Annotated in this window: 30 protein-coding genes; 5 read left to right on the forward strand and 25 right to left on the reverse strand. The window is 43.5% G+C overall.

The annotated features are described in order from the left end of the window. Positions 1-130: 130 nt before the first annotated feature. The 7 genes from NQ544_RS05015 to NQ544_RS05040 form a co-directional block, all read right to left on the reverse strand. On the reverse strand, positions 131-541 hold the full coding sequence (locus tag NQ544_RS05015; protein ID WP_006846449.1) for a hypothetical protein: 411 nt from the start codon (positions 539-541) through the stop codon (positions 131-133). 516 nt (positions 542-1,057) lie between these two features. Next, positions 1,058-1,435, reverse strand: a complete 378-nt coding sequence (locus NQ544_RS05020) for a hypothetical protein (RefSeq protein WP_006846448.1) — start codon at positions 1,433-1,435, stop codon at positions 1,058-1,060. Between the two features lie 285 nt (positions 1,436-1,720). Next, positions 1,721-2,800, reverse strand: a complete 1,080-nt coding sequence (locus NQ544_RS05025; RefSeq protein WP_006846446.1) for an SHOCT domain-containing protein — start codon at positions 2,798-2,800, stop codon at positions 1,721-1,723. 12 nt (positions 2,801-2,812) lie between these two features. After that, positions 2,813-3,262: a hypothetical protein gene (locus NQ544_RS05030; protein WP_167529912.1), complete on the reverse strand. Its 450-nt coding sequence runs from the start codon at positions 3,260-3,262 to the stop codon at positions 2,813-2,815. Then, the gene (locus tag NQ544_RS13935) at positions 3,246-3,371 is read right to left on the reverse strand and encodes a YgjP-like metallopeptidase domain-containing protein (protein ID WP_208854991.1); all 126 of its coding nucleotides are present in this window, start codon (positions 3,369-3,371) and stop codon (positions 3,246-3,248) included. Before NQ544_RS13935 ends, NQ544_RS05030 begins: the two co-directional genes overlap by 17 nt. A gap of 160 nt (positions 3,372-3,531) precedes the next feature. Continuing rightward, positions 3,532-4,455, reverse strand: a complete 924-nt coding sequence (locus NQ544_RS05035; RefSeq protein ID WP_006846442.1) for an Rpn family recombination-promoting nuclease/putative transposase — start codon at positions 4,453-4,455, stop codon at positions 3,532-3,534. A gap of 551 nt (positions 4,456-5,006) precedes the next feature. Then, positions 5,007-5,384 (reverse strand): Abi family protein, encoded by a 378-nt coding sequence (locus NQ544_RS05040; RefSeq protein ID WP_006849048.1) that lies wholly within the window; start codon positions 5,382-5,384, stop codon positions 5,007-5,009. Positions 5,385-5,692: 308 nt separating this feature from the next. On the opposite strand from NQ544_RS05040, the gene NQ544_RS05045 reads away from it, so the two are divergent. Next, positions 5,693-5,791 (forward strand): smalltalk protein, encoded by a 99-nt coding sequence (locus tag NQ544_RS05045; protein WP_022121809.1) that lies wholly within the window; start codon positions 5,693-5,695, stop codon positions 5,789-5,791. 36 nt (positions 5,792-5,827) lie between these two features. Next, complete coding sequence (locus NQ544_RS05050) at positions 5,828-6,382, forward strand: HU family DNA-binding protein (RefSeq protein ID WP_006849047.1); 555 nt, start codon at positions 5,828-5,830, stop codon at positions 6,380-6,382. A gap of 148 nt (positions 6,383-6,530) precedes the next feature. Here NQ544_RS05050 and NQ544_RS05055 read toward each other — a convergent pair whose 3' ends face one another. The 10 genes from NQ544_RS05055 to NQ544_RS05100 all read right to left on the reverse strand — a co-directional run bounded on the left by NQ544_RS05055 (position 6,531) and on the right by NQ544_RS05100 (position 14,487). Then, a complete protein-coding gene (locus tag NQ544_RS05055; RefSeq protein ID WP_006849046.1) occupies positions 6,531-6,689 on the reverse strand; it encodes a DUF4295 domain-containing protein in 159 nt (52 codons plus the stop codon). 43 nt (positions 6,690-6,732) lie between these two features. Next, positions 6,733-6,921 carry a 50S ribosomal protein L33 gene (gene rpmG / locus NQ544_RS05060; protein WP_006849045.1) on the reverse strand — a complete coding sequence of 63 codons (189 nt, stop codon included), beginning with the start codon at positions 6,919-6,921 and terminating at the stop codon, positions 6,733-6,735. A gap of 5 nt (positions 6,922-6,926) precedes the next feature. Continuing rightward, positions 6,927-7,190 (reverse strand): 50S ribosomal protein L28, encoded by a 264-nt coding sequence (gene rpmB, locus NQ544_RS05065; protein ID WP_006849044.1) that lies wholly within the window; start codon positions 7,188-7,190, stop codon positions 6,927-6,929. Between the two features lie 147 nt (positions 7,191-7,337). Next, positions 7,338-7,850: a CinA family protein gene (locus NQ544_RS05070; protein WP_006849043.1), complete on the reverse strand. Its 513-nt coding sequence runs from the start codon at positions 7,848-7,850 to the stop codon at positions 7,338-7,340. A gap of 13 nt (positions 7,851-7,863) precedes the next feature. Then, positions 7,864-8,889, reverse strand: a complete 1,026-nt coding sequence (gene tsaD / locus NQ544_RS05075; protein ID WP_006849042.1) for a tRNA (adenosine(37)-N6)-threonylcarbamoyltransferase complex transferase subunit TsaD — start codon at positions 8,887-8,889, stop codon at positions 7,864-7,866. A gap of 100 nt (positions 8,890-8,989) precedes the next feature. Beyond that, a complete protein-coding gene (map, locus tag NQ544_RS05080) occupies positions 8,990-9,850 on the reverse strand; it encodes a type I methionyl aminopeptidase (RefSeq protein ID WP_006849041.1) in 861 nt (286 codons plus the stop codon). 106 nt (positions 9,851-9,956) lie between these two features. After that, the gene (locus NQ544_RS05085) at positions 9,957-10,577 is read right to left on the reverse strand and encodes an HAD family hydrolase (protein WP_006849040.1); all 621 of its coding nucleotides are present in this window, start codon (positions 10,575-10,577) and stop codon (positions 9,957-9,959) included. Positions 10,578-10,612: 35 nt separating this feature from the next. After that, a complete protein-coding gene (gene metH / locus NQ544_RS05090; protein WP_006849039.1) occupies positions 10,613-13,396 on the reverse strand; it encodes a methionine synthase in 2,784 nt (927 codons plus the stop codon). Positions 13,397-13,399: 3 nt separating this feature from the next. Beyond that, positions 13,400-13,879: an SsrA-binding protein SmpB gene (gene smpB / locus NQ544_RS05095; protein WP_006849038.1), complete on the reverse strand. Its 480-nt coding sequence runs from the start codon at positions 13,877-13,879 to the stop codon at positions 13,400-13,402. Between the two features lie 98 nt (positions 13,880-13,977). Continuing rightward, a complete protein-coding gene (locus tag NQ544_RS05100) occupies positions 13,978-14,487 on the reverse strand; it encodes a DMP19 family protein (protein WP_006849037.1) in 510 nt (169 codons plus the stop codon). 241 nt (positions 14,488-14,728) lie between these two features. Here NQ544_RS05100 and NQ544_RS05105 point away from each other — a divergent pair, with 241 nt between their 5' ends. Together NQ544_RS05105 and NQ544_RS05110 are read left to right on the forward strand one after the other, a co-directional pair. Continuing rightward, positions 14,729-15,430: an iron-sulfur cluster assembly scaffold protein gene (locus NQ544_RS05105; RefSeq protein WP_006849036.1), complete on the forward strand. Its 702-nt coding sequence runs from the start codon at positions 14,729-14,731 to the stop codon at positions 15,428-15,430. 15 nt (positions 15,431-15,445) lie between these two features. Then, entirely contained in the window at positions 15,446-16,459 is a 1,014-nt protein-coding gene (locus tag NQ544_RS05110; protein ID WP_006849035.1) for a GGGtGRT protein, read from the forward strand. 192 nt (positions 16,460-16,651) lie between these two features. Here the strand turns inward: NQ544_RS05110 and NQ544_RS05115 are convergent, their stop codons facing one another. The 5 genes from NQ544_RS05115 to NQ544_RS05135 form a co-directional block, all read right to left on the reverse strand. Further along, a complete protein-coding gene (locus NQ544_RS05115; RefSeq protein WP_006849034.1) occupies positions 16,652-18,136 on the reverse strand; it encodes an MATE family efflux transporter in 1,485 nt (494 codons plus the stop codon). Positions 18,137-18,225: 89 nt separating this feature from the next. Then, positions 18,226-18,756, reverse strand: a complete 531-nt coding sequence (locus NQ544_RS05120; protein WP_006849033.1) for a 30S ribosomal protein S16 — start codon at positions 18,754-18,756, stop codon at positions 18,226-18,228. Between the two features lie 134 nt (positions 18,757-18,890). Beyond that, positions 18,891-19,358: a DUF4293 domain-containing protein gene (locus tag NQ544_RS05125; RefSeq protein ID WP_006849032.1), complete on the reverse strand. Its 468-nt coding sequence runs from the start codon at positions 19,356-19,358 to the stop codon at positions 18,891-18,893. 14 nt (positions 19,359-19,372) lie between these two features. Then, positions 19,373-19,723: a DNA-directed RNA polymerase subunit omega gene (locus tag NQ544_RS05130; protein ID WP_006849031.1), complete on the reverse strand. Its 351-nt coding sequence runs from the start codon at positions 19,721-19,723 to the stop codon at positions 19,373-19,375. Positions 19,724-19,777: 54 nt separating this feature from the next. Next, complete coding sequence (locus tag NQ544_RS05135) at positions 19,778-20,644, reverse strand: outer membrane protein assembly factor BamD (RefSeq protein ID WP_040553712.1); 867 nt, start codon at positions 20,642-20,644, stop codon at positions 19,778-19,780. A 158-nt stretch (positions 20,645-20,802) separates the two neighbouring features. On the opposite strand from NQ544_RS05135, the gene uvrB reads away from it, so the two are divergent. Then, positions 20,803-22,848 carry an excinuclease ABC subunit UvrB gene (gene uvrB / locus NQ544_RS05140; protein WP_006849029.1) on the forward strand — a complete coding sequence of 682 codons (2,046 nt, stop codon included), beginning with the start codon at positions 20,803-20,805 and terminating at the stop codon, positions 22,846-22,848. A gap of 314 nt (positions 22,849-23,162) precedes the next feature. Here uvrB and NQ544_RS05145 read toward each other — a convergent pair whose 3' ends face one another. The 3 genes from NQ544_RS05145 to NQ544_RS05155 all read right to left on the reverse strand — a co-directional run bounded on the left by NQ544_RS05145 (position 23,163) and on the right by NQ544_RS05155 (position 26,130). Then, complete coding sequence (locus tag NQ544_RS05145; protein ID WP_006849028.1) at positions 23,163-23,750, reverse strand: IMPACT family protein; 588 nt, start codon at positions 23,748-23,750, stop codon at positions 23,163-23,165. Continuing rightward, positions 23,750-25,084, reverse strand: a complete 1,335-nt coding sequence (locus NQ544_RS05150; RefSeq protein WP_006849027.1) for a DUF1015 domain-containing protein — start codon at positions 25,082-25,084, stop codon at positions 23,750-23,752. Before NQ544_RS05150 ends, NQ544_RS05145 begins: the two co-directional genes overlap by 1 nt. 128 nt (positions 25,085-25,212) lie before the next feature. Continuing rightward, a complete protein-coding gene (locus tag NQ544_RS05155; RefSeq protein ID WP_006849026.1) occupies positions 25,213-26,130 on the reverse strand; it encodes an NAD(P)-dependent oxidoreductase in 918 nt (305 codons plus the stop codon). Between the last annotated feature and the right edge of the window lie 8 nt (positions 26,131-26,138).

Here is a 26,138-nt window from a genome sequence, read left to right on the forward strand (position 1 = left end):
TCGTTTTCATTTTTAAATGTTATTTTATCGAGAAAAAGCCCATTCTCATCCCGAGAAGGGCGCACACCACGATGGTGTCAAGGTGAAGCGTCTTCACCCGAAAATTTCTTAAGATTCATCGGATTTAAATTTAGTTAGTTAATAATTCAGATTGTTCATTCACCATTTTGATTGCGATGTCAGCTCTACATCCATACAGCAGTTTGAACTCATCTGTGATTTCAGTCAAAGCATCAATCTTCTCTTGCTTACTTTTCCCATTAGGTTCAGCTTTCAATTCCTTGTCATATTGGTCTAGATAATATGCTATGAGAAAAGCCATTTTGTCTAGCGTATCAGGAGAAGCAGTAGAATTACACTGGCACAGATTGTTAAAGGTAGAGTCGCCCATTCCAAAATCTCTCTTCACTTTATATGCATTCAACACACCTCTACTGACCAAGGAGTCGAGGTGATTTCCCAACTTCTTGATGAGCTTTTCTCTCAGATTCTTTAGATAAGTATCTAGCTTGCTTTTTCCTTTTTTATTTACCTGTTCCATTATTATTATTTATTATGAATTGTAAAATTCTTAATAAATAATGAAACCTGCAAATTTGTAGTCAAGCCAAGACTGGGAAGTCAGGCTTATTTATTAACGTTTTTGTATTCTGTTAACTTTCTTGATGGAAATTTTGAGCGAAATAACTCAATAGATGTGCACAGCACATTGTCGTTAATCCTTTATAAAACTCCTTATCATAGGTTACTGCTGGTGCACCTCTTTATTTACCACTTGATAGCTCGCCCCACCATGGGTAATTATTATATATATTTATTTGTAATCACTGCTTATTATAAATTCAAGTTCCATTACTATGTCTTTCTATAAAGCCAAAAAAATCCCGCACATCGACAAAGTTTAAAATACGTCGATGGCGGGATTAATCTTTGTTGCTGCATCAATATAAGATTAGTTTCTCATATAGCAACATTTATCACCAAATATTTTTCATTTTGCCCTTATTTTTCTTGGTTTCTTACATTTTCAAGTCAATAAGGTTTTCTTTACAATAAATCAATCGTCTTTCTCTAATTTTAATCCTTCTTTAATCTCTTCATCATTTGCAACATATTTCTTCAAGATAAAATGATATACATTTTGGTTTCCAATAGTGATAGGATAAGCGTTTACAAACTCCCATCCTTTGGAAGTCATATAGTTAAGCACACCTACCATAGTATTAAACTTTAGAGGCTTACCATCTTCGTCTCTAAGTTTATATGTTTCAGATAGTGGCTGTCCTAGATCAACAGAAACTTTGACTTTTGTACTAAACATACTTGTTTTACCAAGCAACTCGATATACACTACATGTTTGTCTCCAATCTTATTCTGTGAAAAACCACTTAGTGAAGACAACACCAGCAAAAATGTTAAAACTAATTTATTCATAATTTATCATTTAAAGTTAGCATCAATAGCAATGCTGCCCACAAAGGTACGAAATGTTTTTGAAACAACCAAGGATTTTTGAAGATTATTTGTATTACGGTAATTCCTTTTCTTGTTAGAATGTTAATGATAAGAGCAAGTCACGTTTACCTATCGTTGGGGAAAGGACTTCTAGCAAAAGTGTGCATTTTCATAGTAAAGGAGCTGGCAGCTCATCAGCCACCAGCTCCACCTACTTTTTGAAAAAAAATACGGTAGATGTGCACAGCACATGGTTGTATGTCATTACCCCAGCAATTTAGCTTTTTGTTTTTCAAATTCCTCCTCTGACAATATACCTTGAGCTTTTAAATTTGCCAACTTGGTAAGTTCATCAGCTACACTGACAGGAGAAGGAACCGATTCTTCATCCTTACTAAACTTCTTCTGATTATCTGCAATATCAAGAATGACAGAGAATATATCTTTGATGCCAGTAACCTCCTTCATCAACTCTTCATAACGCATATTGTCAGCTGTATTCTTTGTCTTAAGGATTACACCAGAATATATAACCAATCTGATATTAGGATTAGCAGTATCTTTCTTCAAGATTTTAATTACCATTTTACTAACTTCCTTATTCTGCTTAGCTTTAGCTGTTGAGCCACCTACAATGGCACCAACTCCACCAAACAAAAGACCACCAACAACAGCACCACCCAAAGATTTGTTGTAAACATCATTACCATTCTCCTCATAACTAACGCTTACCAAATCTGAATACAACAAGAAGTAACTTTTGTTTGGTGTTAAAATGAAAACATACTGATTTACATCATCGGTAATGAAAGCATAGTCGTTGTATGCACGCAATATAGGGTTACTTGATAACAATCGTTTGCCACATTTTTCTTCATAATCACCAGCGATACTAAATGTCTTTCGATTTATTTTTCCAGCATTTCCGCTCACTCTCAGCACTTTTCTTTGATTGGCATCCAAAACTGCAATAAATGAATCTGCATCAACCACTTCTGTTTTAACGAAATCATTCACCACTTCTTGTGTTACATTACTAGTTGTAGAAGAGCCTATAGTTATTGTCTTCTGCTGATTATTGAAATAGAGCATAAGATCTTCATCTCCATGCTTGCTATCATATACCAGTTTGTCACTAAAGTTGTTTTGTTCCTCCTCTCGTGCGCTCTTCTTTGACTGTTCTATAGCAGCCATAATACACATTACCACACCAATCACAATTCCAGCAATAGGAATGACTGTTAAAGTACCAGCATCACTGTTATAGGATAACAGAGCCAATACAGCAAAAATGATGGTCACAACAACAGACCCGCCTAAACTTAATTCTTCTTTCTTTTTCATACTGTTTTATGTTTAAACCGATTTCATAAAAACTACTAATGGAACTATATAACATATCAAGTCATATACATCAAATGTACCAGAACACCACCCTATCAGTTGCATAAGTTCCAATGCAATTGCAGATAGAGGCAAAGGTAGAGCTAGCATTAATCGAATCTTGCGACTTTGATACTTAGTTGTTATATACATTCCAAGCAAATATGACGCAGTCCATAACCCTGCAGGCAAGCTATTTATTACAAAGCTTGGCAAAGTATACAACTGAGCCTTTTCTCTAATTCCATCGAGATAGGGCATACCACCCATTTCTTCAATTATCGAAAACATCAAAAGACATTTGGGGCGAAACAACAAATAGATAACTCCGCCGATGGAAATCAAGAGGATAACCTCTCCCCATTCCCCTAATCGTCTTTTATACAACCTCTGTAGCATTATACATTTATATGATAAACTCATTCAACTCATTCTTATACTTCTCCCATAATGGCAAATGCTTATCCAACACTGCCTTGAACTGGGTATCATGATTTTTCGACACAATATGAGCCAGTTCATGTACCACCACATACTCTATGCATGGCTGAGGGTGCTTATGGGCGCAAACCTGTCGCCCTGTAAGGGCGCCTTGCTGATTGCCATTATACCCAGGGCGATGCCCTGGGCTAGGGGCTTCTGCCCTTTCAGGGCGTATGGGGCTAGCCGAAAGGGTGCAGCCGAAATATACACTACGCCTGAAGCGGCTTCAATTCTTCTTCTGTCAATCCAGTAGCCTGCATGATTTGCGACCAAGACATACCCATTGCCAACAAGTTACGGGCTATTGTCAAACCTTTAGATAATTCACCTTCTGCTCTACCTTCTGCTCTACCTTCTGCTCTACCTTCTGCTCTACCTTTAGCAATTCCCTTTTCCTCGCCTTCAACATACGAGCCATAAAGGCCGGAGTAGTAATCATCAACAGCCTTAATACTTTCATCGTATTTTTCCTGCTCCTCACTACTCAAGCAACGAACATCCGCCAATTTAGCAAGATGATCGAATATCTTTTTCTGTGCCGTAAAAGGCAATCTTTCCAATACTTCCATATATTTCAATACATAAATCCATTTTTCAAAACCAGTCTCGCATTCTTCCTCACTCTTATCAAAGAAAGGAAGAGAAAGATAGATGAAACGAAGCTTATCAGAAAACATGGAATCGCTAGACTTCTCCCTCAAAGCTACGTCTGTCCTAAACTTTGTCACCTCATGCTCCTTTGGCATAAAATTCATGATGCAAACCACATAAACCGGTACAAACTGGTATAAAATAGCTGTGCGGACACCAGCTTCATCAAATTTCTTGCGTTGGGCAACAAAAGCCTTACTAGCATAATAGATGGAACGATTCACAAAGAAAGGTACCCATCTGTTCTGCATCTCAACGATGAAATGCTTGTCATCGTCGGTAACACAATAGATGTCAAAGATGCAGCCACGGAGATCATTACTATCTCCAAGCTGTTCCTTATCCTTGAATGTTACGTCCTTGATTTGAAACTCACCTTCAAACAAGTCGTTCAAAAAATTAATCAGCAAGTCCTTGCTGAACTCTTGACCGAAGAGACGCTTGAAGCCCCAATCGGTAAAGGGGTTGATGTATCTACCCATAAATTATCAATTTAGATTCTGTAAATCTGCCGCAAAGATAAACTTTTATTTCGAAACATGCAAGAAAATCGGGGAAAAGTTTAGAAAAAGTTGCTGGCAAGGGGAAAATGTTTATAAGTGCGCGAAAATATAAGAAAGATGAAATGGTATCCGATTACAATTTCAGTTATTACAGTTTTTTCCTGAGGGGTATAAGGGTTTGAAGGTAGTAACAATCTGTTACTACAAATATTTATATATAAATATATATATTTATATATTTATATATACTTTTCTATACTTACATTTTAAAAGCGTGATATTGGGTCAAAATAAAACTGTAATAACTGAAATTGTAATTTGTAATCGATTTTTTAGCGGTATCGAGATGCATACTTTCATTGCCCCTAAAACTATGACTATCTCATCACAAAGCTATGAGTTATGACCCGCAAAACGATGAGTTATTTTCTTTAACACAATATGGTAGAAATGTTAATGGAATTTCACATAACTCTGCAAGGTGATTTTTGGTGGTTTAGGAAAAATGTGTTAGTCCGAATACCAAACTGCTATCTCCATAAAGGTTCGTTTTCCCATCCTTGTGGAAAGCCCATGGCATGTAAATCAATATTGGGATAATCTGCGAGCAACCTGAGCAGCGAACTTTTCAAATCCATACAAGGAGTTATAGTTTGCTCCATATATAATAAGGTGCATAACTGATGGTAAAGTTTGATAGGCTTTTGGGTTGGAGCAATCCAAGAAAGTGGAAGCCGATTTGGCAATTGTGGCTTCAATGCAAAACGCCTATTCCATATACGAGCATGGTGTGCACAACAATTGCGAAGCTGCAATTTGGCAGTTGCAATATCTTCTATCACCAGCCCTCTGTTCTGGAGCAAGGCAACCTGTTCATCTACGTTTATCGGTTGTTTGTCGTAATCCATATACCCTTTATAAAAAGCGAAGTCCCACCGTGGTACGCATCGTTGAGAGGCGTGGTGGGATTTGTTGCTGCAAAAATACTCTTTTTTATTGGAAACTCCAAATATTTTCTTCAAAATCTACTTATCAAATATGTATTTTAACGTAAAAAGTTCTAATTTCCATGTTTTTTCCCGGCAAAATCTATGGTAGAAATGTTAATGGAATTTCACATAACTCTGCAAGGTGATTTTTGGTGGTGTAGAAAAAATGTAGTACCTTTGCACCTGTAATCAAGAACATTATTAATCACTAAAAAAACTAGAAAATTATGAAGAAAGAAACTTGGAAACAGATTTTTCAGATTGTACTCACAATCTTGACGGCGCTCGGCACTACCCTCGGAGTAACATCATGCATGGGGGCGTAACAATTCATTATTAATCACTTTAAAACAAAAAGAACTATGGCAACAAAAGGAACATTGAAGTATCGTAAAGTAACTCGCACTCCTCAGAGCGGACCTAACAAGAACAAGCAGATGTATTACGCAACTGCTGTAACTGACCGTGAGATGAACTTCGAGGAGTTTGTAACTCACATCTCGGAGCACAACTCTCCTTACAGCCGAGGCACCGTACACGGCGTATTGATGGATACGCTCGACTGCCTGCAGGAGCTCATCCTCGATGGCAAGAGCGTACGTCTCTCCGACCTGGGTCTCTTCTCCATCGGTATGACATCACGTGCCGAGGCTACCAAGGACAAGGTATCGGCAGCGAGCGTGGAGGGCGTACACCTCATCCTGCGTAACACCAAGACTTGGAGCAACGCTGAGCTGCGCAAGAAATGCCGCATAGAGGAGTATGACACCTACGGCAACACTACCGACGAGGGCTCTGTGCCGGGCGACGGCAAGGACAACGACGGAGGCGACAGCTCTACCCCTAGCGGCGGCTCTACCCCTAGCGGCGGCGACAGCGGCACTACCGCTCCTGACGGCGGCGATGGACTGGAGTAAGCTACGGCTAATAGAGTAGATGTGGGGAGTTACCCCCAGCACCGACACACGAAAAAAAAGGTCGCTCCCCTAATTGGGTAGCGACCTTTATCTTTATATTTGAATTTTGATGTAATCTAAATTCAACGATGCATCATCTGCAAGGAAATTAATCCTTGAAGAAATCCTTAACAGCCTCGTTTGGTACCATCTTCTCATCGAAAACGTATGCACCAGTCTTAGGGCTCTTAACCATCTTGATAACCTTTGTATATGCGCGACCATCCATGTTACCTTCGTGGAGGGTAGCGACCGCTTTCTTTGCCATAGTCTATTTAAATTGATAAAATTATTAAACTTGTAAGCTAAGCTTACTTAATCTCCTTGTGAAGAGTCATCTTCTTAAGGATTGGGTTGTACTTCATCAACTCAAGACGCTCAGGAGTGTTCTTACGATTCTTTGTAGTCACGTAACGGCTTGTACCTGGCATACCACTGTTCTTGTGTTCAGTGCACTCGAGGATAACCTGTACTCTATTACCTTTTGCTTTCTTTGCCATGATATTTATTCTCCTATAACTTTAATGTCCTTCCAATCTACGTAGCCCTTCTTTACTGCCTGATTCAAAGCAGCATCGAGACCTACCTTATTAATAAGACGAAGACCAGCAGCACTGATCTTGAGGCTGATCCAGCAACCCTCTTCTACATAGTAGAATTTCTTGCTGAAGAGGTTAACATCAAAGCTTCTCTTTGTACGGTGCTTTGAGTGAGACACATTGCAACCTAACTGTGCCTTCTTACCTGTAATTTGACAAATCTTAGACATTTCTATCTTTAATTTTGTAATTCGTTAATTGATACCTATTCCAAACAGAGTGCAAAATTACAAAATAATTTGGTAATAACAAAATAATCCCTAAAAGAACGCTGTCTTTTAAGGATTATTAATATTTGATAGCCTTAAATTAGCAATTTAAGCCTCTTTTTGAAGTTCTTCAGCATGTTCTTTCAAGAATTCGAGCATGCCTTTAAGCGCTGTATTTGTGGCAATTGCAAGGTTGATGTCGCGTCCGAAATCTTCGGTGAGTTTTACTACGCGAACATCGTTCTTATCGCCATAACCTACATAGATGGTACCCACAGGAATGGCTGGAGTTCCACCCGTTGGACCAGCCACACCCGTTGCTGAAATGGCGAAGTCTACATTCAGGGTCTTGATTGTGCCGAGCACCATCTCCCTAGCCACTTCTTCGCAAACGGCAGTCTGCTCCTCCAGAACCTCATGGCTCACGCCCAAAAGATTCTCCTTTACCTCGTTGGTGTAGCTTATTACACCACCCTTGAAGTAATTGCTGGCACCTGGCACAGAAATCAGCGCCTCGGCGATACGACCGCCTGTGCAGCTCTCTGCTGTGCCTACTGTCTTGTCACTATTGTAGAGCATCTCCTGGATGCCCTTGCTCAATATCTTTGTTTCAAATTCCATCTTGTTTTGTTAATTACTTAAATGTTACTTTACTATAGGCTGGCAAGTCGATGGTTGCAAACTCACCATCACGATACTTGAAGGTTCCCACGCAGCCTATCATCGCCGCATTATCGGTAGTATAGCTGAACTTTGGGATGTAGATAGTCCAGCCGAAGCGCTTGGCATGATCGTGGAAAGCGTTGCGCAAACCATTATTGGCACTCACACCTCCAGCTACAGCCACATGCTTGATGCCGGTCTGCTTGACAGCCATGCGGAGTTTCTTCATCAGAATATCAACGATGGTAAACTCTATGCTGGCAGCCAGATCGTACTTGTTCTTCTCTACAAAATCAGGATCAGCAGCCACCCATTTACGCAGGCTGTAGAGGAAACTGGTCTTGAAACCGGAGAAGCTGTAGTTCAAACCCGGAATATGAGGCTCAGAGAAACTGAATGCCTTCGGATTGCCCTGGCGTGCATACTTATCTACGACAGGACCACCAGGATACCCCCACTCCAGCACCTTGGCGCACTTGTCAATAGCCTCGCCAGCCGCATCGTCGATGGTCTGTCCCAGTACTTCCATATCGTTGTAGGCATTCACCTTTACGATCTGCGAATTTCCACCGCTCACGAGAAGACAGATGAACGGGAATGGAGGTGCACTCTGGTCATCATCGCTTTCCTTGATGAAATGAGCCATCACATGACCCTGCAGATGGTTTACATCTATCATCGGAATATTGAGCGAACGGGCGAATCCCTTGGCAAAACTTACACCCACAAGGAGCGAGCCCATCAGACCCGGACCACGGGTGAAGGCTACGGCAGAAAGATCTTCCTTCTTGATGCCGGCACGCGCGATGGCCTGGTCAACGACAGGAACCACATTCTGCTGGTGGGCACGGGAAGCCAACTCCGGAACAACACCGCCGTAAGCCTTGTGAACCTCCTGAGAGGCGGTTACATTGCTCAGCAGCACACCATTCTTGAGCACTGCGGCAGAGGTATCGTCGCAGCTGCTCTCTATACCTAATATATATATATCCTTCATTTCTTATATTATAATGTTAAGTGTTAAATGTTAAGTGTTAAATGATTCAACAAACTTTATGCGCCTGCCCAACTTAACATTTAACACTTAACATTTAACATTAATAAGTCAAAACCTCCACACCTGTCTCTGTCATCACAAGCGTGTGCTCCCACTGTGCAGATGGCTTCTCATCACCGGTGATTACTTCCCAACCGTACGGATCGTCGGCATCGAGGAATACCTGCCAGGTGCCCATGTTGATCATTGGCTCGATGGTGAATACCATGCCCGGAACGAGCAGCATGCCCGTGCCTCTATGACCATAGTGAAGAACCTCAGGCTCTTCGTGGAACTGGCAACCTACGCCATGACCGCAAAGATCGCGAACCACACCATAACCATACTTCTTGCAATGCTTCTCGATAGCATGACCGATATCACCTACGAACGAGTATGGCTTGGCAACCTCCATACCGATTTCCAGGCATTCCTTGGCTACGCGAACCAGCTGCTCCTTTTCAGGAGTAGTCTTGCCGCCAACGATGAACATACGGCTGGCGTCAGCGTAATAGCCATCTACGATGGTTGTCATGTCCACATTGATGATATCGCCCTCTTCGAGCACATCCTCTTCCTTAGGAATACCATGGCAAACCACTTCGTTGATAGAGGTACAAACGCTCTTAGGATAGCCTTCGTAATTGAGACACGCAGGAATGGCATTATGATCCTTACAATACTGCATGCAGAGATCATCAATCTCCTGGGTGTTGATTCCCGGACGGATCATCTCTGCTACCGCATCAAGACAACCGGTGTTTACGACACCACTCTTGCGGATGCCTTCTATCTGTTCTGGAGTTTTAATCAAGTCACGGGTAGGAACAAGTTTACCCTTGTTTTCCCAAAACATTACCTGCTTGTCGAGCTCTGTAAGAGGCTGACCTGGCAAGCAATGCCATCTTTTCTTCTTAATCATTGTATTATGTATTTAATTAGCGACTGCAAAAGTACATTTTTTATTGCAGAGCACAAAATAAAATGGCAATTATTTGCATTTTAGTGCAAATAATCACCACAAATAATTACTTCAAATGCTCGTAAATCTTATCGCACCAGTCTTCGCCATTCTGCGGACAATAAGTAAACAGTCCCAGTTCAGAGGCTGCACAGCAGTTACGGGGACCATCATCAATAAACAGGCACTCCTCTGGCATAATCTTCTCCTGAGAAAGGACATAACGGAAGAAATTCTCATCCGGCTTCATATACTTTACTTCATAAGAACGATACATCGCATCGAAATAATCGCCGATAGGATGACCGTCGGCAGAGAAGACCTCGCTGTCTACCCAAGCAGAAACATAAGGGTTGGTATTGCTGAGCAAGATTAAACGGTAGCCCTGCTTCTTAAGATTGCGGAGAGTAACCAGATTGCGTTCTGGAATTTCCTTCATGTAGCCCAGCCAGCAATGCTGCAATTCCTCGAAGGTTACCTCGCGCCCAATCTTCTTGCACACTTCCCGACGGTATTCCTCCTCGGAAATCTTGCCCTCTTCCAGCTGGCCGTTTAAGCCAACCTGTTTATAAGGGTCCATCTTCTCCGCAAACTCCTTCATACCCAACTCAATGAAACGTTTGCCTGCCTCATTCTCGTCGAGGGTGATGATGACACCACCCATATCAAAAATCACAGTTTTAATCATATAATTATCCTAAAAACGTTGTATTCTTTATCTTGTCAGAACAGCTCCAGCTTGTTCTTTCTAGCCTCTGAGAGCGAGGCTATCTTAGCCTGCTCTTCATGATAGTTCTGGCGAAGTTTCTCGTAGCGTTCCTTCAGTTCCGACTCAAACTTAGGACATTCAGCCTCGTTGAGGAATCGGGCACAGATTCCGGCATTGAGCGATGCGTCCTTCACCCAGATGACCGGTCCGTCATATTCAGGCGCAATCTTCAGAGCCACATGCAGTTCGCTCGTCGTTGCCCCACCTACCATGATAGGAATGCGCAAACCAGCTTTCTGCATTTCTCGGGCCACATGAACCATTTCTTCAAGCGAAGGGGTGATAAGTCCGCTCAAACCGATTGCATCTACTTTTTCATCGATAGCTTTCTGTACAATCTGTTCGGCTGGAACCATCACACCTAAGTCGATGATTTCGTAATTGTTACATGACATAACCACGCAGACGATGTTCTTTCCGATATCATGAACATCGCCCTTCACAGTTGCCATCAGAATCTTGCCGGCAGTTGTTGCTCCACCCTGTTTTTCTGCCTCAATATGAGGCTGAAGGATAGAAACTGCCGATTTCATCGTGCGAGCCGTCTTGACAACCTGAGGCAAGAACATTTCGCCTTTTCCAAAAAGTTCGCCTACCAGGTTCATGCCGTCCATCAGAGGACCCTCAATTACGTTTACTGCATGAGGATATTTGGCAAGTGCTTCGTCAATATCCTGCTGCAGGAAATCGGTGATTCCCTTGCGCAGCGCATACTTCAGACGTTCTTCCACACTCTCCTTTCGCCATTCAGGAGCAGCCGGTTTCTTGGGAGCAACACCGCCTGCCTTAGCTGCAGCCTTTGCAGCATCAGCCTGGGCTTTTATCTCTGCCGCAAGCTCGATAAGTTCATCAGCTGCACCTTTTCTCCTATTCAGCACCACATCCTCGATGAGATGAAGCTGTTCTTCAGGAATTTTATTGTAATCCATTCTGGCTTTGGCATTTACAATACCAAAGTCCATACCTACCTGCTGGGCATGATGCAGGAAAACACAATGGATAGCCTCACGGATATAAGTATTGCCACGGAATGAGAACGAGAGGTTACTGACACCTCCGCTGACATGTGCACCAGGCAGATTCTGATGAATCCACTCCGTTGCGCGGATGAACTCAACGGCATAATTATCATGCTCCTCCATACCGGTAGCTATGGCAAGTACGTTCGGGTCGAAGATGATATCGAGCGGATTCATACCCAACTTGTCTACCAGAAGATGATAAGCACGTTCTGCTATCTCGATGCGGCGCTCGAAAGTGGTAGCCTGACCTACTTCATCAAAACACATCACAACGACGGCTGCGCCATAGCGTAACACATCGCGGGCATGAGAAAGGAATACTTCCTCACCCTCCTTCAAACTGATGGAATTGACAATACACTTGCCCTGGCAGCACTTCAAGCCAACCACTATGACGTCCCATTTGGAAGAGTCGATCATCACCGGAACCTTCGCAATGTCTGGTTCGGCTGCAATCATATTCAGGAAGTTAACCATCTCGGCTTTCGCATCAAGTAAACCATCGTCCATATTCACGTCAACGACAGCTGCTCCATCAGCCACTTGCTTTCTGGCAATACCGATGGCTTCTTCATAATTCTTTTCGTTAATCAAACGCAGGAATTTCCTGCTACCTGCTACGTTACAGCGTTCGCCCACATTGACGAATCGGATGGCGTCAACCGGCAAATGTACGGAATCATCGACCTGCAGAAGGTCTAATCCCGAGAGCCACATATACTTAGGTTTCTCCACCACTTGATGCGGCTTCTTACCCTCAGCGATACGGGCGTAATGTGCGATGAATTCAGGACTAGTACCGCAGCATCCGCCTATGATGTTCACGATGCCTTCATCGATGAATTCGGCTATTTGCGGAGCCATCGATTCGGCTGTCTCGTCATATTCGCCCATTTCGTTAGGCAAACCGGCATTAGGATGCGCACTAATATAATAAGGTGCAACCTGAGCCATGTGCTCGATGAAAGGTTTCATCTGAGGAGCACCAAAGGCGCAGTTCATGCCGACAGAGAAGATAGGATAAGGAGAAAGCGAAGCAAGGAAAGCATCTACAGTCTGACCGCTGAGCGTTCTGCCCGCCAGATCACTTACCGTAAGACTGATCATGACAGGCAACTCTACTCCATGTTTCTTCATCATGGTGAGCGCTGCATCTATCATCGCCTTGCAGTTGAGTGTATCAAAGATGGTTTCGATGAGAATCACGTCAGCACCGCCTTCGATAAGTCCGTCCACCTGTTCGCATACATCGGTAAAAAGCTCATCGTAGGTAATCTCGCGGGCGGCAGGATTGCTGACGTCCGGACTCATGGAGCAAGTCTTGTTGGTTGGTCCCACATCTCCTGCAACGAAGCGTGGTTTATCAGGCGTAGAAAACTTATCGCATTCGATACGTGCCAGTCGGGCACCCTCGAATGCCATTTCGCGGGCGCAGTTCTCCAGGTGATAATCAGCCTGCGAAATGCGCTGGCACGAAAAAGTATTCGCGGTAATAATATCGGCGCCAGCCTCCAGGTAGCGTCGGTAAATATCAGATATCACATCAGGACGAGTAATGTTGAGCATGTCGTTGTTGCCTTTCATCATACCCGGCAAATCGCGGAACCGCTCACCTCTGAAGTCTTCTTCTGTAAGATTATACTTCTGAATCTCAGTACCCATGGCACCATCGAGAATCAGAATTTTCTCCTTTACAATCTCTCTTAAATTCTTCATTGTCTAAAAGTGCTTGATTGCTCTATCCATCTCTCTTCTGTCTTCCTTTTCTTTCAGAGTCTGGCGCTTGTCATACTCCTTCTTTCCCTTACAGAGGGCAATATCCACCTTGGCTCTACCGTGATTATCGATAAAGATGAGGGTTGGAACAATGGTGAAACCAGGCTGCTTGCTGTCCTCTTCAAGACGGCGCAATTCGCGCTTGGTGAGAAGAAGCTTGCGGTCGCGGCGAGCCTCATGATTGCTGAAAGAACCATAAAAATAAGGAGAGATGTTCATTCCCTTGACCCAAAGTTCGCCCTGATAGAAATCGCAATAACAATCTACCAGCGAAGCCTTTCCGCCACGGATTGACTTAATCTCTGTTCCCGTAAGCACAATGCCTGCGGTATATGTGTCAACGAAGAAGTACTCGAACGAAGCCTTCTTGTTGCGTATCTGTATCGGACTCTTCTTACGGAGTTCCTGTTCTTGCTTGTTCATATATATATATATAATAATGTATTATAAGTTTATAGTTTAAAGTTTATAGTTATAGGGCAAGCCTGCTATACGGCGAAACCGCTATTAACTATCAACTATTAACTTTTGACAATTTCGCAGAAATTGTCGATATGATCATCGATGTAGAAGGCAACCTTGCTGGTCCACTCTTCTTCGTTCTCAACGAACTCATCGTCAAAATCATCAAACTCAGGAAATTTTTCGTAGAGCGCCATAAACTCCTCATCGGTCAGATCGCGCTCAATCTCCTCATGGTTTGTTTTATACAGGAAATGACTCTTCTTGATAAGTTTGGCGAGTTCTGTCAATCCCCAGTTTTTAAACGCCTTGTCGGTAGGGTTCTTCCAGAGGAAAGCACCGTAACCGTTATGTATGAGCTGAACCATTCCGCCATCCATCATCTCCTCATGCAGGATATCCCAAGCCAGAAGAGTAATCTGGTCGCTGTTGAGCTGTGCCATGGTTTCGGCAGTCAGTTCACCACCAATCGCTTCGCGGATAGCGTCCACGAAAGCCTTTACAAATTCATCCATGCCCGCCTCGGCAGCATGCTGAAGCTTGGCATCGTTTATCTTTACTTCGATCATAATCTACAAAATTGCAATTTTCAGTTTGCAAAGATACATGAAATTGTGCATAAACCCAAGAAAAAATCTAAATATTAGGTTAAAGAGTTAAAAAGAATACCCAATTTTAGGTATTTTCCGGATTTTTTTTGTACTTTTGTGCTCGGAATTGAGGTGATGGCACCGATGTTTCAGCAAAATAATATGAATTAAGTACAGAACTTTATACTTATAATATTCATTAATATAAAATTTAGCGAATATGATCTATTCTAAAGAAGTAGACAACATGTGCGTTGTCGCTAAGGGTCCTAACCACGGACCAGCTCCAATTCCTGAAGAGGGAAAATGGATTCAGGCAAAAGAGATCAAAGACATCTCTGGTTATACTCACGGTGTGGGTTGGTGTGCTCCTCAGCAGGGTGCTTGCAAGCTCTCTTTGAACATCAAGGAAGGCGTTATTCAGGAGGCTCTTGTTGAGACTATCGGTTGTACTGGTATGACTCACTCAGCTGCTATGGCTTCTGAGATTCTCCCAGGCAAGACTATTCTTGAGGCTTTGAACACTGACCTCGTATGCGATGCTATCAATACAGCTATGCGCGAGCTCTTCCTCCAGATTGTTTATGGTCGTAGCCAGAGCGCTTTCTCTGAGGGCGGTCTCGTTATCGGTGCAGGTCTTGAGGACTTGGGTAAGGGTCTTCGTTCACAGACTGGTACTCTCTATGGTACTGTAGCTAAGGGTACACGTTACCTCGAGTTGACAGAGGGTTACATCACAAAGCAGTTCCTCGATAAGGACAGCCAGGTTTGTGGTTATGAGTATGTTCACCTCGGCAAGATGATGGAAGCTATCAAGAACGGTATGGACGCTAACGAGGCTGTCAAGAAGTTCACAGGTAGCTACGGTCGTACAACTGCTGAGCAGGGTGTTGTTAAAGCAATTGATCCACGTAAAGAATAATAAGGAGATACAGATATGATTAGAAAAGTAAGTTACGAAAGTCAGGAACGTCGCGAGAAGCAGGTTCTTGCTGCTCTTAATGCTAACGGTATCAAGAGCTTGGAAGAGGCTAATCAAATCTGCGAGGACGCAGGTGTTGACCCTTATCAGATGTGTGAAGATACTCAGCGTATCTGCTTCGAGAACGCTAAGTGGGCGTATGTAGCTGGTGCTGCTATCGCTATCAAGAAAGGTGCTAAGACTGCTGCTGACGCAGCTGAGGCTATCGGTATCGGTTTGCAGGCTTTCTGCATCCCTGGTTCTGTAGCTGACGACCGTAAGGTTGGTCTCGGTCATGGTAACTTGGCTGCTCGTTTGCTCCGTGAGGAGACTCAGTGCTTCGCTTTCTTGGCTGGTCACGAGTCTTTCGCTGCTGCTGAGGGTGCTATCAAGATTGCTGAGATGGCAAACAAGGTTCGCAAGAACCCATTGCGCGTTATCTTGAACGGTCTTGGTAAGGATGCTGCTCAGATCATCAGCCGCATCAACGGTTTCACATACGTACAGACAAAGTTCGACTACTATACAGGTGAGTTGAAGGTTGTTAACCGCATCGCTTACAGCGACGGTCCACGTGCTAAGGTTAACTGCTATGGCGCTGACGACGTTCGCGAGGGTGTTGCTATCAACTGGAGCGAGGATGTAGACGTATCTATCACAGGTAACTCTACAAACCCTACACGTTTCCAGCACCCAGTAGCTGGTACATACAAGAAGGAGCGTGTGGCTGCTGGTAAGCCATACTTCTCTGTAGCTTCTGGTGGTGGTACAGGTCGTACATTGCACCCAGATAACATGGCTGCAGGTCCTGCTTCTTACGGTATGACTGATACTATGGGTCGTATGCACTCAGACGCTCAGTTCGCAGGTTCTTCTTCAGTTCCTGCTCACGTAGAGATGATGGGCTTCCTCGGTATGGGTAACAACCCTATGGTAGGTGCTACTGTTGCTATCGCTGTAGCTATCGACCTCGCTATCAACAAGAAGTAATTTCTTAGAGATACAAAACAAATAAAAGCCTTGAGAATCAGCTGATTCTCAAGGCTTTTTCTTTATTTATCCTACTGGAATAAAAAATATCTCCGAGAGATATTTTTTTATCTTTCGGAGATATTCTTCTATCTTTCGGAGATATTCTTCTATCTTTCGGAGAAAATAATTTATCCCATAGTATTTCTATTTTTATCTAATCAGTTTTCTAATTTTCCTAAAACTAAACGATGTGCTCATGAGTACAATGATTACGCCAATCAGCCAATAAAGCCAATCACGATAACTGATCATGAAAACCAGGAACAACACCAGGAGCAGAATCAGAAGTTGAAAGATACAGAATCTGAAACCAAGAGCAGATAAACGATAACCATAAACGGCTCTGCTGAAAATCAAGACGGCAATGGTCTCTATGGCATAAGCCACAGCAATGCCTCCCCCTACTCCTCTCAATTCATCTAACTGATAACCAGCTATTTCACAGATTATCAGCAAGATAACACAAAAACTTTCCTGAATGAGAAAAAGTCTGGAATCTCCCCTTGACAGCGGGAGATATTCTATTGGAAGATAAACCGCCTTGAACAACATGGCAACAGCAGCAAGCTGAGTCATCTGGAGCATCCCCATAAACTGGGCATTGTATAAAATCGGAATAATGAGAGGCAGTCCCAAAATGATAGCAGCTACTATAGGCCCCAACAACAAGACATTCATCTCAAGCTGGCGGTTCACACAGAGATTGCGCTCTTTGACAGACTCCTCGTTTTTTCTGGAACCCGAAATGCCGGAGAGACGGGGATAAAAATCCTGATCCATGACCGAAAATACCATTCCCGCATAAACAAAGACTATCGTAATACCGGCATTGAAAAGTCCGACAACTTCCAGATCGCCTTGTTGGTTCAAAAAGGCACGAATCAGAAATTCGCAGCCGCTATTCATCAAACCCGAAAGTACAAATGCCCCGCCAAGTCGCAAAAGTGGGAAACCTGCAACTAGCGTCATTTTTCGCATATTTACGCCCCACCGTACAACTCGTCGGGAATATCGAAAATTCAGAGCCCATTGCATAAATGCCAAAATGAACAGAACGGGCAGAATACCTCTCTCACCAAATATCCAATAAACCGGAACCGAAACCAAAAGCAGAAGAATAGCCTGAAGACTTGCCTGCATCGCCAACGCACGCAACTGTCCGGTAGCTTTCAGAATGGCTGTTTCACCTCCAGCAAGAATCGTGAAGAAAATGGTTGGTGCCAGGAGAATGAAATGTAGCGTATGATTGCCCCAGGAAAAAGTAAACCCATTGAGTAACGGACCCAGAAGAACACAGACGATGGCTCCGAAAAATGCAGCAAGCAGACTATAGGTGCGAACAAGAAGAACCGCCTCGGCGATATCAGCCTTTTCAGACTGCGATTCATCTGCAGCATGTTCCTTTTCAGAAATAAATTTAACACCACTTGTAGGAATGCCGAAATTACACGCAGAACTGAGAACAGAAATCGTTGAGCTGAAAAGAGACAGCAGTCCCATTCCAGAAGGTCCGAGGAAGAGCGCCGTAAATTTATTGCGCAAAACTCCTACAAGAATTCCCAATCCTTGCACACTGCCAAACAATCCTGTATATTTCAGAATATGCGAATAACTGTTTTCCTTTTTATCACCCATAATCAAAAGAAACAAAAAAAGGTTGGATTTCCCGAAAGAGAAATTCAACCTTTATACTTTAAAATCTCAAAAGAAGATTCTGTCGAAGATTAAGCCTCAGCTGGAGCCTCCTCTGCAGGAGCTTCCTCAGCAGCCTTAGCCTCTGCCTCAGCAGCAGCTGCAGCAGCCTTCTTATCAGCTACCTTCTTAGCGATTGCCTCGTTCATCTTCTTCTCAGCCTCGAGCTCCTTAGCAGCAGCTTCCTTCTTTGCCTTAGCATCGCCCTCGCGAACAGCAGAAATCTTAGCGTCCTTGCCATTCTTCCAAGCGTCGAAACGCTTCTGAGCCTCAGCATCGTCGAATGCGCCCTTCTTAACGCCACCCTTGAGGTGCTTCATCAAATAAACGCCCTCACCCTTGAGGATATTGCGAACTGTGTCTGTTGGCTGTGCACCAGTCTCTACCCAGTAGAGTGCGCGCTCGAAATTCAAATCTACAGTAGCTGGATTGGTGTTAGGGTTGAAAGTACCAATCTTCTCAGTAAATTTACCATCACGTGGTGCTCTAACGTCAGCGATTACAATGCTATAGAAAGCATAGCTTTTACGACCGCCGCGCTGCAATCTGATTTTTGTTGCCATTTTTAAATCTTAATTTTAATTTATAATGAGGTTTGAATTTTGTGCTGCCATCTCGTGACAGCGGGTACAAAATTACTACTTTTATTTGAATTGAGCAAACTTTTATCGATATTCAAATGCTTTTTTAGCATTTTTTATCTGATTCGATCTGCTGCTCTCAAGAGTTTGATGTCATCGTTCACACCTTTCATTGCCATCCATTCGAATATGATTGCTACCAAAGGAAGGCAAGCGGCAAACTGAAACTTCATCGTTCCTTCTGCTTCAGGAACAGGAATCAAGCCCATGAACATCACGATATAATCTACATACCATAAACCTGCAAAAAGCATGGCCAGAGAACAGAGTGATTTCTGAAGCTTCAGATTCTTGTACAAAAAGATGTTTACCAATGCTATGATGGCTGAAACGGCGAGCAGAAGGAACAGAGGAACGCAAGTAGTTGAAATCTGCATTCCTGCCTCCCCTACCACTCCGAGGTTATAAACCATAGTGTCTCCTCCCATCGTCTTAGCTGCGATGCTGGCGATAGGAAGGAAAAGACAGATAGCAATGGCGATGACAGCAAAGAGCAGAAATAATGTCTGTTTACGCTGTATCATATAGCTCAGGAATATTAAATTTCGCTCTCGTGAACCATTGGTGCAGATGTCTTGGTAGGATCGCGCCAATAAATATTATTCTCAATAAACTCTTCTGTAGCGAGCAAAGTTGGCTTTGGCAACTTCTCGTAGTAGCGAGAGATTTCAATCTGTTCGCGGTTCTCAAAAACTTCCTCCAAAGAATCGTTATAAGAAGCAAACTCCTGAAGTTTCTTGCTCAACTCCTGCTTGATTTCGATAGAAATCTGATTAGCGCGCTTTGCAATGATAGCTACGCTCTCGTAGATATTATGGGTATCATCGCAGAGATCCATAATGTTGCGAGTTACTGTGTTTACTGGTGCCTTTGATTTTTTGAAATCCATAATTATAGTACTATTATTATTATATTGTTTTTACCTTATTATATATATGCTTTTTTAATTGGCATTATTGCCAAGCTGTTCGAGAGCTGTCTCCGGATGCTCTTTCTCGTACTGCTTGCACTTCTCAATATACTTCTCGGCAAGTGCACGGTCCTTTGAATCAGGATATTCGTTGATAAAGCCATAACACTCATCCTCAGCATCCTGATAGCGCTCCAGCTGCTTTTTCTCGACACTCATCTTTGCCAGTTCGTACTTACCTTTCATGATGAGCGATGCAAACTCCTCGCGTCGGTTGCTGTAAGGATAATCCTTAAGCGCATTCTGTGCAGTTACGATACAAGCCTCATAATTATTGCCTCCGCTGGTACAGTTGCCGAAATAGGTGCCCATATCAAAATAGAGTTTGGCACTCTTATACTCCTTCTCAACCAAGAGGTCCTGAAGAGCAAAAAGGCGGTTTGTAGCCTGCTGCTTGAGTCGGGCATCTGGATAAAGATCCAGGAACTCCTGGAAGGCTGCGATGGCTGTAATCGTGGTACTCTGGTCAAGACGAGGCTCTGGAGCATTCTGATACAGACTCTCTCCCACAAAGTACTTTGCATTTTCAGCAAACTTACCTTTAGGATAAGAAGAGTAATACTTCTTGAAATACTCTGCAGCAGTCTCATAATCCTTCATACCATACTCGGCCATAGCCAGCATGTACAAACATTCCTCACCCTCGGTAGAACCTTTCTTCATCGTTACCAGTTCCTGCAGAAGAGGAATGGCACGGGAATACTTGCCCTGGGCATAGCTCTGCTTGGCGTACTCATACTTATAAGTATAATCGCCTGATTTCAATACCTGGTTATATTCGTGGGCACAGCTCGACAAGAGCAATGCAACACACGATGCAATAAGAGTCAATTTTTTCATAATTCTCATTTTGAACTGCAAAGTTACTCATAATTTACTTATTATCAAAAGAAAAGATACATTTTTTCGTAAAAAATTAATCTTTATAACGATTAATGGCGTTTTTTTTGTAATTTTGCACCTTGAAACAGAACTTTTGAGAAGAAATCAGGAAGAAAATGGATTTTAAGATTACATCAAAATATAAGCCAACTGGCGACCAGCCGCAAGCCATCAGGCAACTCACAGAGGGGGTACTTGAAGGAGACCCTGCACAGGTGTTGTTGGGTGTAACCGGCTCGGGTAAAACCTTTACGGTGGCAAACGTGATTGCCAACGTGGGGAAGCCTACGCTCATCTTGAGCCACAACAAGACTCTTGCCGCCCAACTGTATCAGGAGATGAAGGGTTTCTTCCCTGAGAACGCTGTAGAATATTATGTTTCATACTACGACTATTATCAGCCGGAAGCTTACCTACCAACGACTGATACATATATAGAAAAAGACCTCGCCATCAATGATGAAATAGACAAGTTGCGACTCGGTGCTGTTTCTGCCCTGCTCTCGGGCAGAAAGGATGTCATCGTTGTCTCATCCGTATCGTGCATCTATGGTATGGGCGGACCTGTGGCGATGCAGGAGAACATCATCAAGATTCATCGCGGGCAGCGACTCGACAGAAATGAATTTCTGAGGAAACTCGTTGATGCACTTTACATTAGAAATGACATAGAACTGCAACGTGGCAACTTTCGCGTGAAAGGCGAAACGGTTGACATCTTTATGGCTTACAGCGATCATGTTTTGCGCGTAACATGGTGGGACGATGAGATTGACAGTATCGAAGAAGTGGATTCACTCACTTATCACCGCCTTGCCTCGTTCGAAGATTACGAGATTTATCCAGCCAACCTTTTCGTAACAACAAAAGAACAGCAGGAAAGTGCCATTCGCAGAATTCAGGACGACCTGGTTAAACAGGTAGAATTCTTCAAGAGTATTGGAGATGGAATCAAGGCACAGCGCATCAAGGAACGTGTAGAATATGATATGGAAATGATTAAGGAATTAGGCCACTGTTCGGGCATCGAGAACTATTCCCGCTATTTTGATGGCAGACACGAAGGCGAACGCCCGTATTGCCTGCTCGATTTCTTCCCTAAAGATTTCCTGCTTGTGGTTGACGAGAGCCATGTGAGCATCCCACAGATTGGCGCCATGTATGGAGGCGACCGGGCACGAAAGAAGAACCTGGTAGAATATGGTTTCCGTTTGCCTGCTGCCTTCGACAACCGTCCGCTGAAATTCGAGGAATTTCACGATCTCATTCCGCAGGCCATCTATGTAAGCGCAACTCCGGCAGACTATGAATTGAGAGAAGCCGAAGGCGTGGTTGTGGAACAGTTGATTCGTCCAACAGGACTCCTGGACCCGGAAATCGAAGTCCGTCCAAGTGAGAATCAGATAGATGATCTTCTGGACGAAATATTAACAAGAACACACCGCAACGAGCGAGTTCTGATTACGACTCTTACAAAGCGCATGGCAGAAGAACTCACCGAGTTCCTGCTCAACCACAACGTAAAGGCTGCCTATATCCACAGTGATGTGGCAACCTTAGACCGAGTAAAGATCATGAACGATCTCCGTGCAGGAGTATACGATGTACTGGTGGGTGTCAACCTGTTACGAGAAGGACTCGACTTGCCGGAAGTTTCGCTCGTAGCTATTCTCGATGCAGACAAGGAAGGATTCCTTCGCAGTCACCGTTCTCTGACCCAGACGGCAGGCCGTGCAGCCCGAAACGTGAACGGCAAGGTAATCATGTATGCAGACAACATCACAGACAGCATGCAGAAAACAATAGATGAAACTGCCCGCCGCCGAAGCATCCAGTTGAAATACAATGCAGACCATGGCATTACACCAAAACAGATTGTGAAAGCAATAACCTCAGCTCTGCCTACTAGCAAGGAAGAAGGAGCAAAGATTGTTCCGATGGGAGCCGAGGGTTCTAAGCCTCGCGTCTACGTGGAACCGGAAAGTGCAGCCTTCGTTGCCGACCCTATTGTTCGCAGTATGAGCAAGGAAGAATTGGAGAAGAGCATTGCCAATACTACGGCATTGATGAAGCAAGCAGCCAAAGACCTCGACTTCATGCAAGCTGCCCAATATCGCGATGAAATCATCCGATTGCAGAAGGAATTGGAAGAAAAGGGATAAACTCAAAAGAAATAACCATCAAAAAGGGGGTGTATCATTAATTAATGATACACCCCCTTTTTGATGGAATATTACTGATATGTTAATGGAAAACATAGGATATGTTATTGGAAAACATAGGATTTGTTGTTAAGATAGTTAGTATCTCCGGTCGCACAACAGGTGTTGTGCGCTTGCATAGCAGCTGATATGCGCATGCACAACAGGTGATGTGCATGCGGTGGGCAGCTGTTATGCGCCAACTATAATCCAGGCCTATAACACACCCTCTTTTTATTTACCCAGCAGTTATTCATCTGTCTGTCAGTTATCTGCTATTCAAACGACAGCTTTTTCAGACGGGAACGCAACTGCTCCGCCTCGCTCTTTCTGATAGAAAGTTTGATGCTGCAAGTATTATCGAAAGTCTGATCCAGGATACGCGGATTCATATCTTTGACTATCCTCATCACATCATTCATCATCGGATAAGTAAAATCATAGGTTACTATTTCCTCTATCTGTTGCGTAACCTCCTCACAATGAGCCAAAGCATCAATGGCAGCTTCACGATAAGCAACAATGAGTCCGCTGGTTCCCAATTTTACTCCTCCGAAATATCGGATGACGACAATTAAAATATCCGTCAATTCTGATTTCGTGATTTGGCCGAGGATTGGTTTTCCTGCCGTAGAAGAAGGTTCGCCATCATCATTGGCACGGAACTCTGTCCGTTCAGGACCTAGCATATATGCATAACAACAATGTCGGGCATCGTAATATTTCTTACGGTACCCGGCAACAATTTCCTTCACCTCGTCAACAGTTGTAACATGGTGAGCAAAGGCGAGAAACTTACTCCTTTTCTCGGTGTAATATCCCTCGCCTATCGTATCTGATATAGTCTTAAATTCGTCTATCATTAATCCAACTTGTGAATAATCAAACCGCTACGCAACTTAGGTTCAAACCAAGTTGCCTTAGGTGGCATAATCTTACCACTGTCAGCGATGTCCATAATCTGCTGCATAGTAACCGGATGCAAAGCAAGTGCCATCTTCATCTCGCCACTATCCACACGACGTTTCAACTCACCGAGACCGCGAAGACCGCCCACAAAATCGATGCGCTTATCAGAACGCAAATCCTTGATACCCAGAATGTCGTCAAGAATCAGACGAGATGAAATATCCACATCGAGCACGCCGATTGGATCAGCATCGTCGTAGGTTCCCGGCTTGGCAAACAAACCATACCATTTACCATCCAGATAGAGGAGGAAAGAATGGAGAGCTGCTGGTTTCAGAATATCCAAGCCAAACTGGCTGATAGCAGCATCAATAGCCATCTTTTCATAGCAAGGAATGCCCTCTTCATCACCAGATACATTCACATTGATTGCATCAATATCTATCACCTCGAAATTCTTTGTCAAAGCATCGAGGAACTGATCAGAAGTCAGACCGTTCAAATCCTTCACAACTCGGTTATAATCGAGAATGGTAAGCTGACTTGCCTGGAAACAAACTGCCATAAAGTAGTTATATTCCTCCTTACCTGTATGATTAGGATTCTGCTTAGCTTTTTCTGCACCTACCAGAGCTGCTGCAGCAGAACGGTGATGACCGTCAGCAATATAAAGGCTAGGCATCTTGGCAAATTCCGCTGTAATTGTGGCAATATCCTGATCATCGCTTACAACCCAGAACTGATGACGGAAACCATCAATTGGAGCTATGAAATCATATTCCGGTGTTGTTGCTGCATAACGCATCAGAAGTTCGTTAAGCACCTCATTATCAGGATAAGCGAAGAATACTGGCTCGATATTGGCATTGCATACACGCACATGCTTCATACGGTCTTCTTCCTTATCGCGGCGTGTCAGCTCATGTTTCTTGATGACACCCGTCATATAGTCGTTTACATACGCACCTACCACAAGACCATACTGAGTCTTGCCGTTCATCGTCTGTGCATATATATAATACTGTTCCTTATCATCCTGTTTTAACCAGCCTTTCTCCTGGAACTTTCTGAAGTTCTCTGCAGCGCTTTCATAAACGCGAGGATCGTACTCAGAAGTACCTGGTTCGAAATTGATTTCAGGTTTAATAATATGATAAAGGCTCTTCTCGTTATCGCCTGTCTCGGCACGTGCTTCCTCAGAATTGAGAACATCGTAAGGACGAGACTCAACTTGCTCAACTAAATCTTTTGGGGGACGAATACCCTTAAATGGTTTAACTATAGCCATAATGTTGTATTGATTTTAATGAATAAAAGCCCACGAAGGGCAAGTATATCATGAAGTCTGTAAAGATAAAAAGCCCATAAAGGGCACTAGCTAAAGCACCCTCTATGAGCTTTTTTATATCCTAATTTTTATTTATTTACTTGATATTTTGTGCAGCCATCAGCAAAGAACGCATTAATCTGCTTAGCTGCTGCAATACCAGCATTGATATTTGCTTCAGCAGTCTGTGCACCCATCTTCTTAGGAGTTGAGAAGTATCGACCCTCGAACTTGGCAAAGTCTGCATCAGCATCAGGCTTGATATCAGTGATGAACTTCAAGTCCTCACGCTCAGCAAGAAGTTTCAGGAGCTCAGGCTCATTGATAACCTCCTTACGCGCTGTATTGATGAGGATGCCACCCTTAGGCAACTGGTTTACGGTCTTGTAGTCGATGCTCTTGATAGTCTCTGGAGTAGCAGGGATATGAAGCGAAACGATGTCACAAGTCTGGAACAACTCATCCTGTGACTTTACAGCATGCACACCGGCAGCCTCGATAACATCAGCTGGGCAGAATGCATCGTAAGCAGCTACTTCCATACCAAATCCCTTGGCGATGCGAGCCACATTTCGACCAACATTACCGAAAGCAAGAATACCCAGTTTCTTACCCTTCAACTCGCTGCCAGCCTTGCCGTTGTAGAAATTACGTACAGTAAAGACCAACAAGCCGAATACCAACTCAGCTACTGCGTTAGAGTTCTGACCAGGAGTATTCTCAGCCACTACATTATGAGCAGTAGCAGCAGCAAGGTCGATGTTATCATAACCTGCACCAGCACGAACGATAATCTTCAGGTTCTTTGCCGCATCGAGCACCTCAGCATCAGCCTTGTCAGAGCGGATAATCATCGCGTCCACATCCTTCACTGCATCGAGAAGCTGAGCTTTCTCTGTATACTTTTCGAGCAAGACAAGTTCGTTGCCCGCTCCTTCTATTTCTTTTTTGATTCCATCTACAGCAGCTGCTGCAAATGGTTTTTCTGTTGCAACTAATACTTTCATACAAATTC

Origin of the sequence: Segatella copri DSM 18205 (assembly GCF_025151535.1) — a bacterium.
Lineage (GTDB): Bacteria > Bacteroidota > Bacteroidia > Bacteroidales > Bacteroidaceae > Prevotella > Prevotella copri.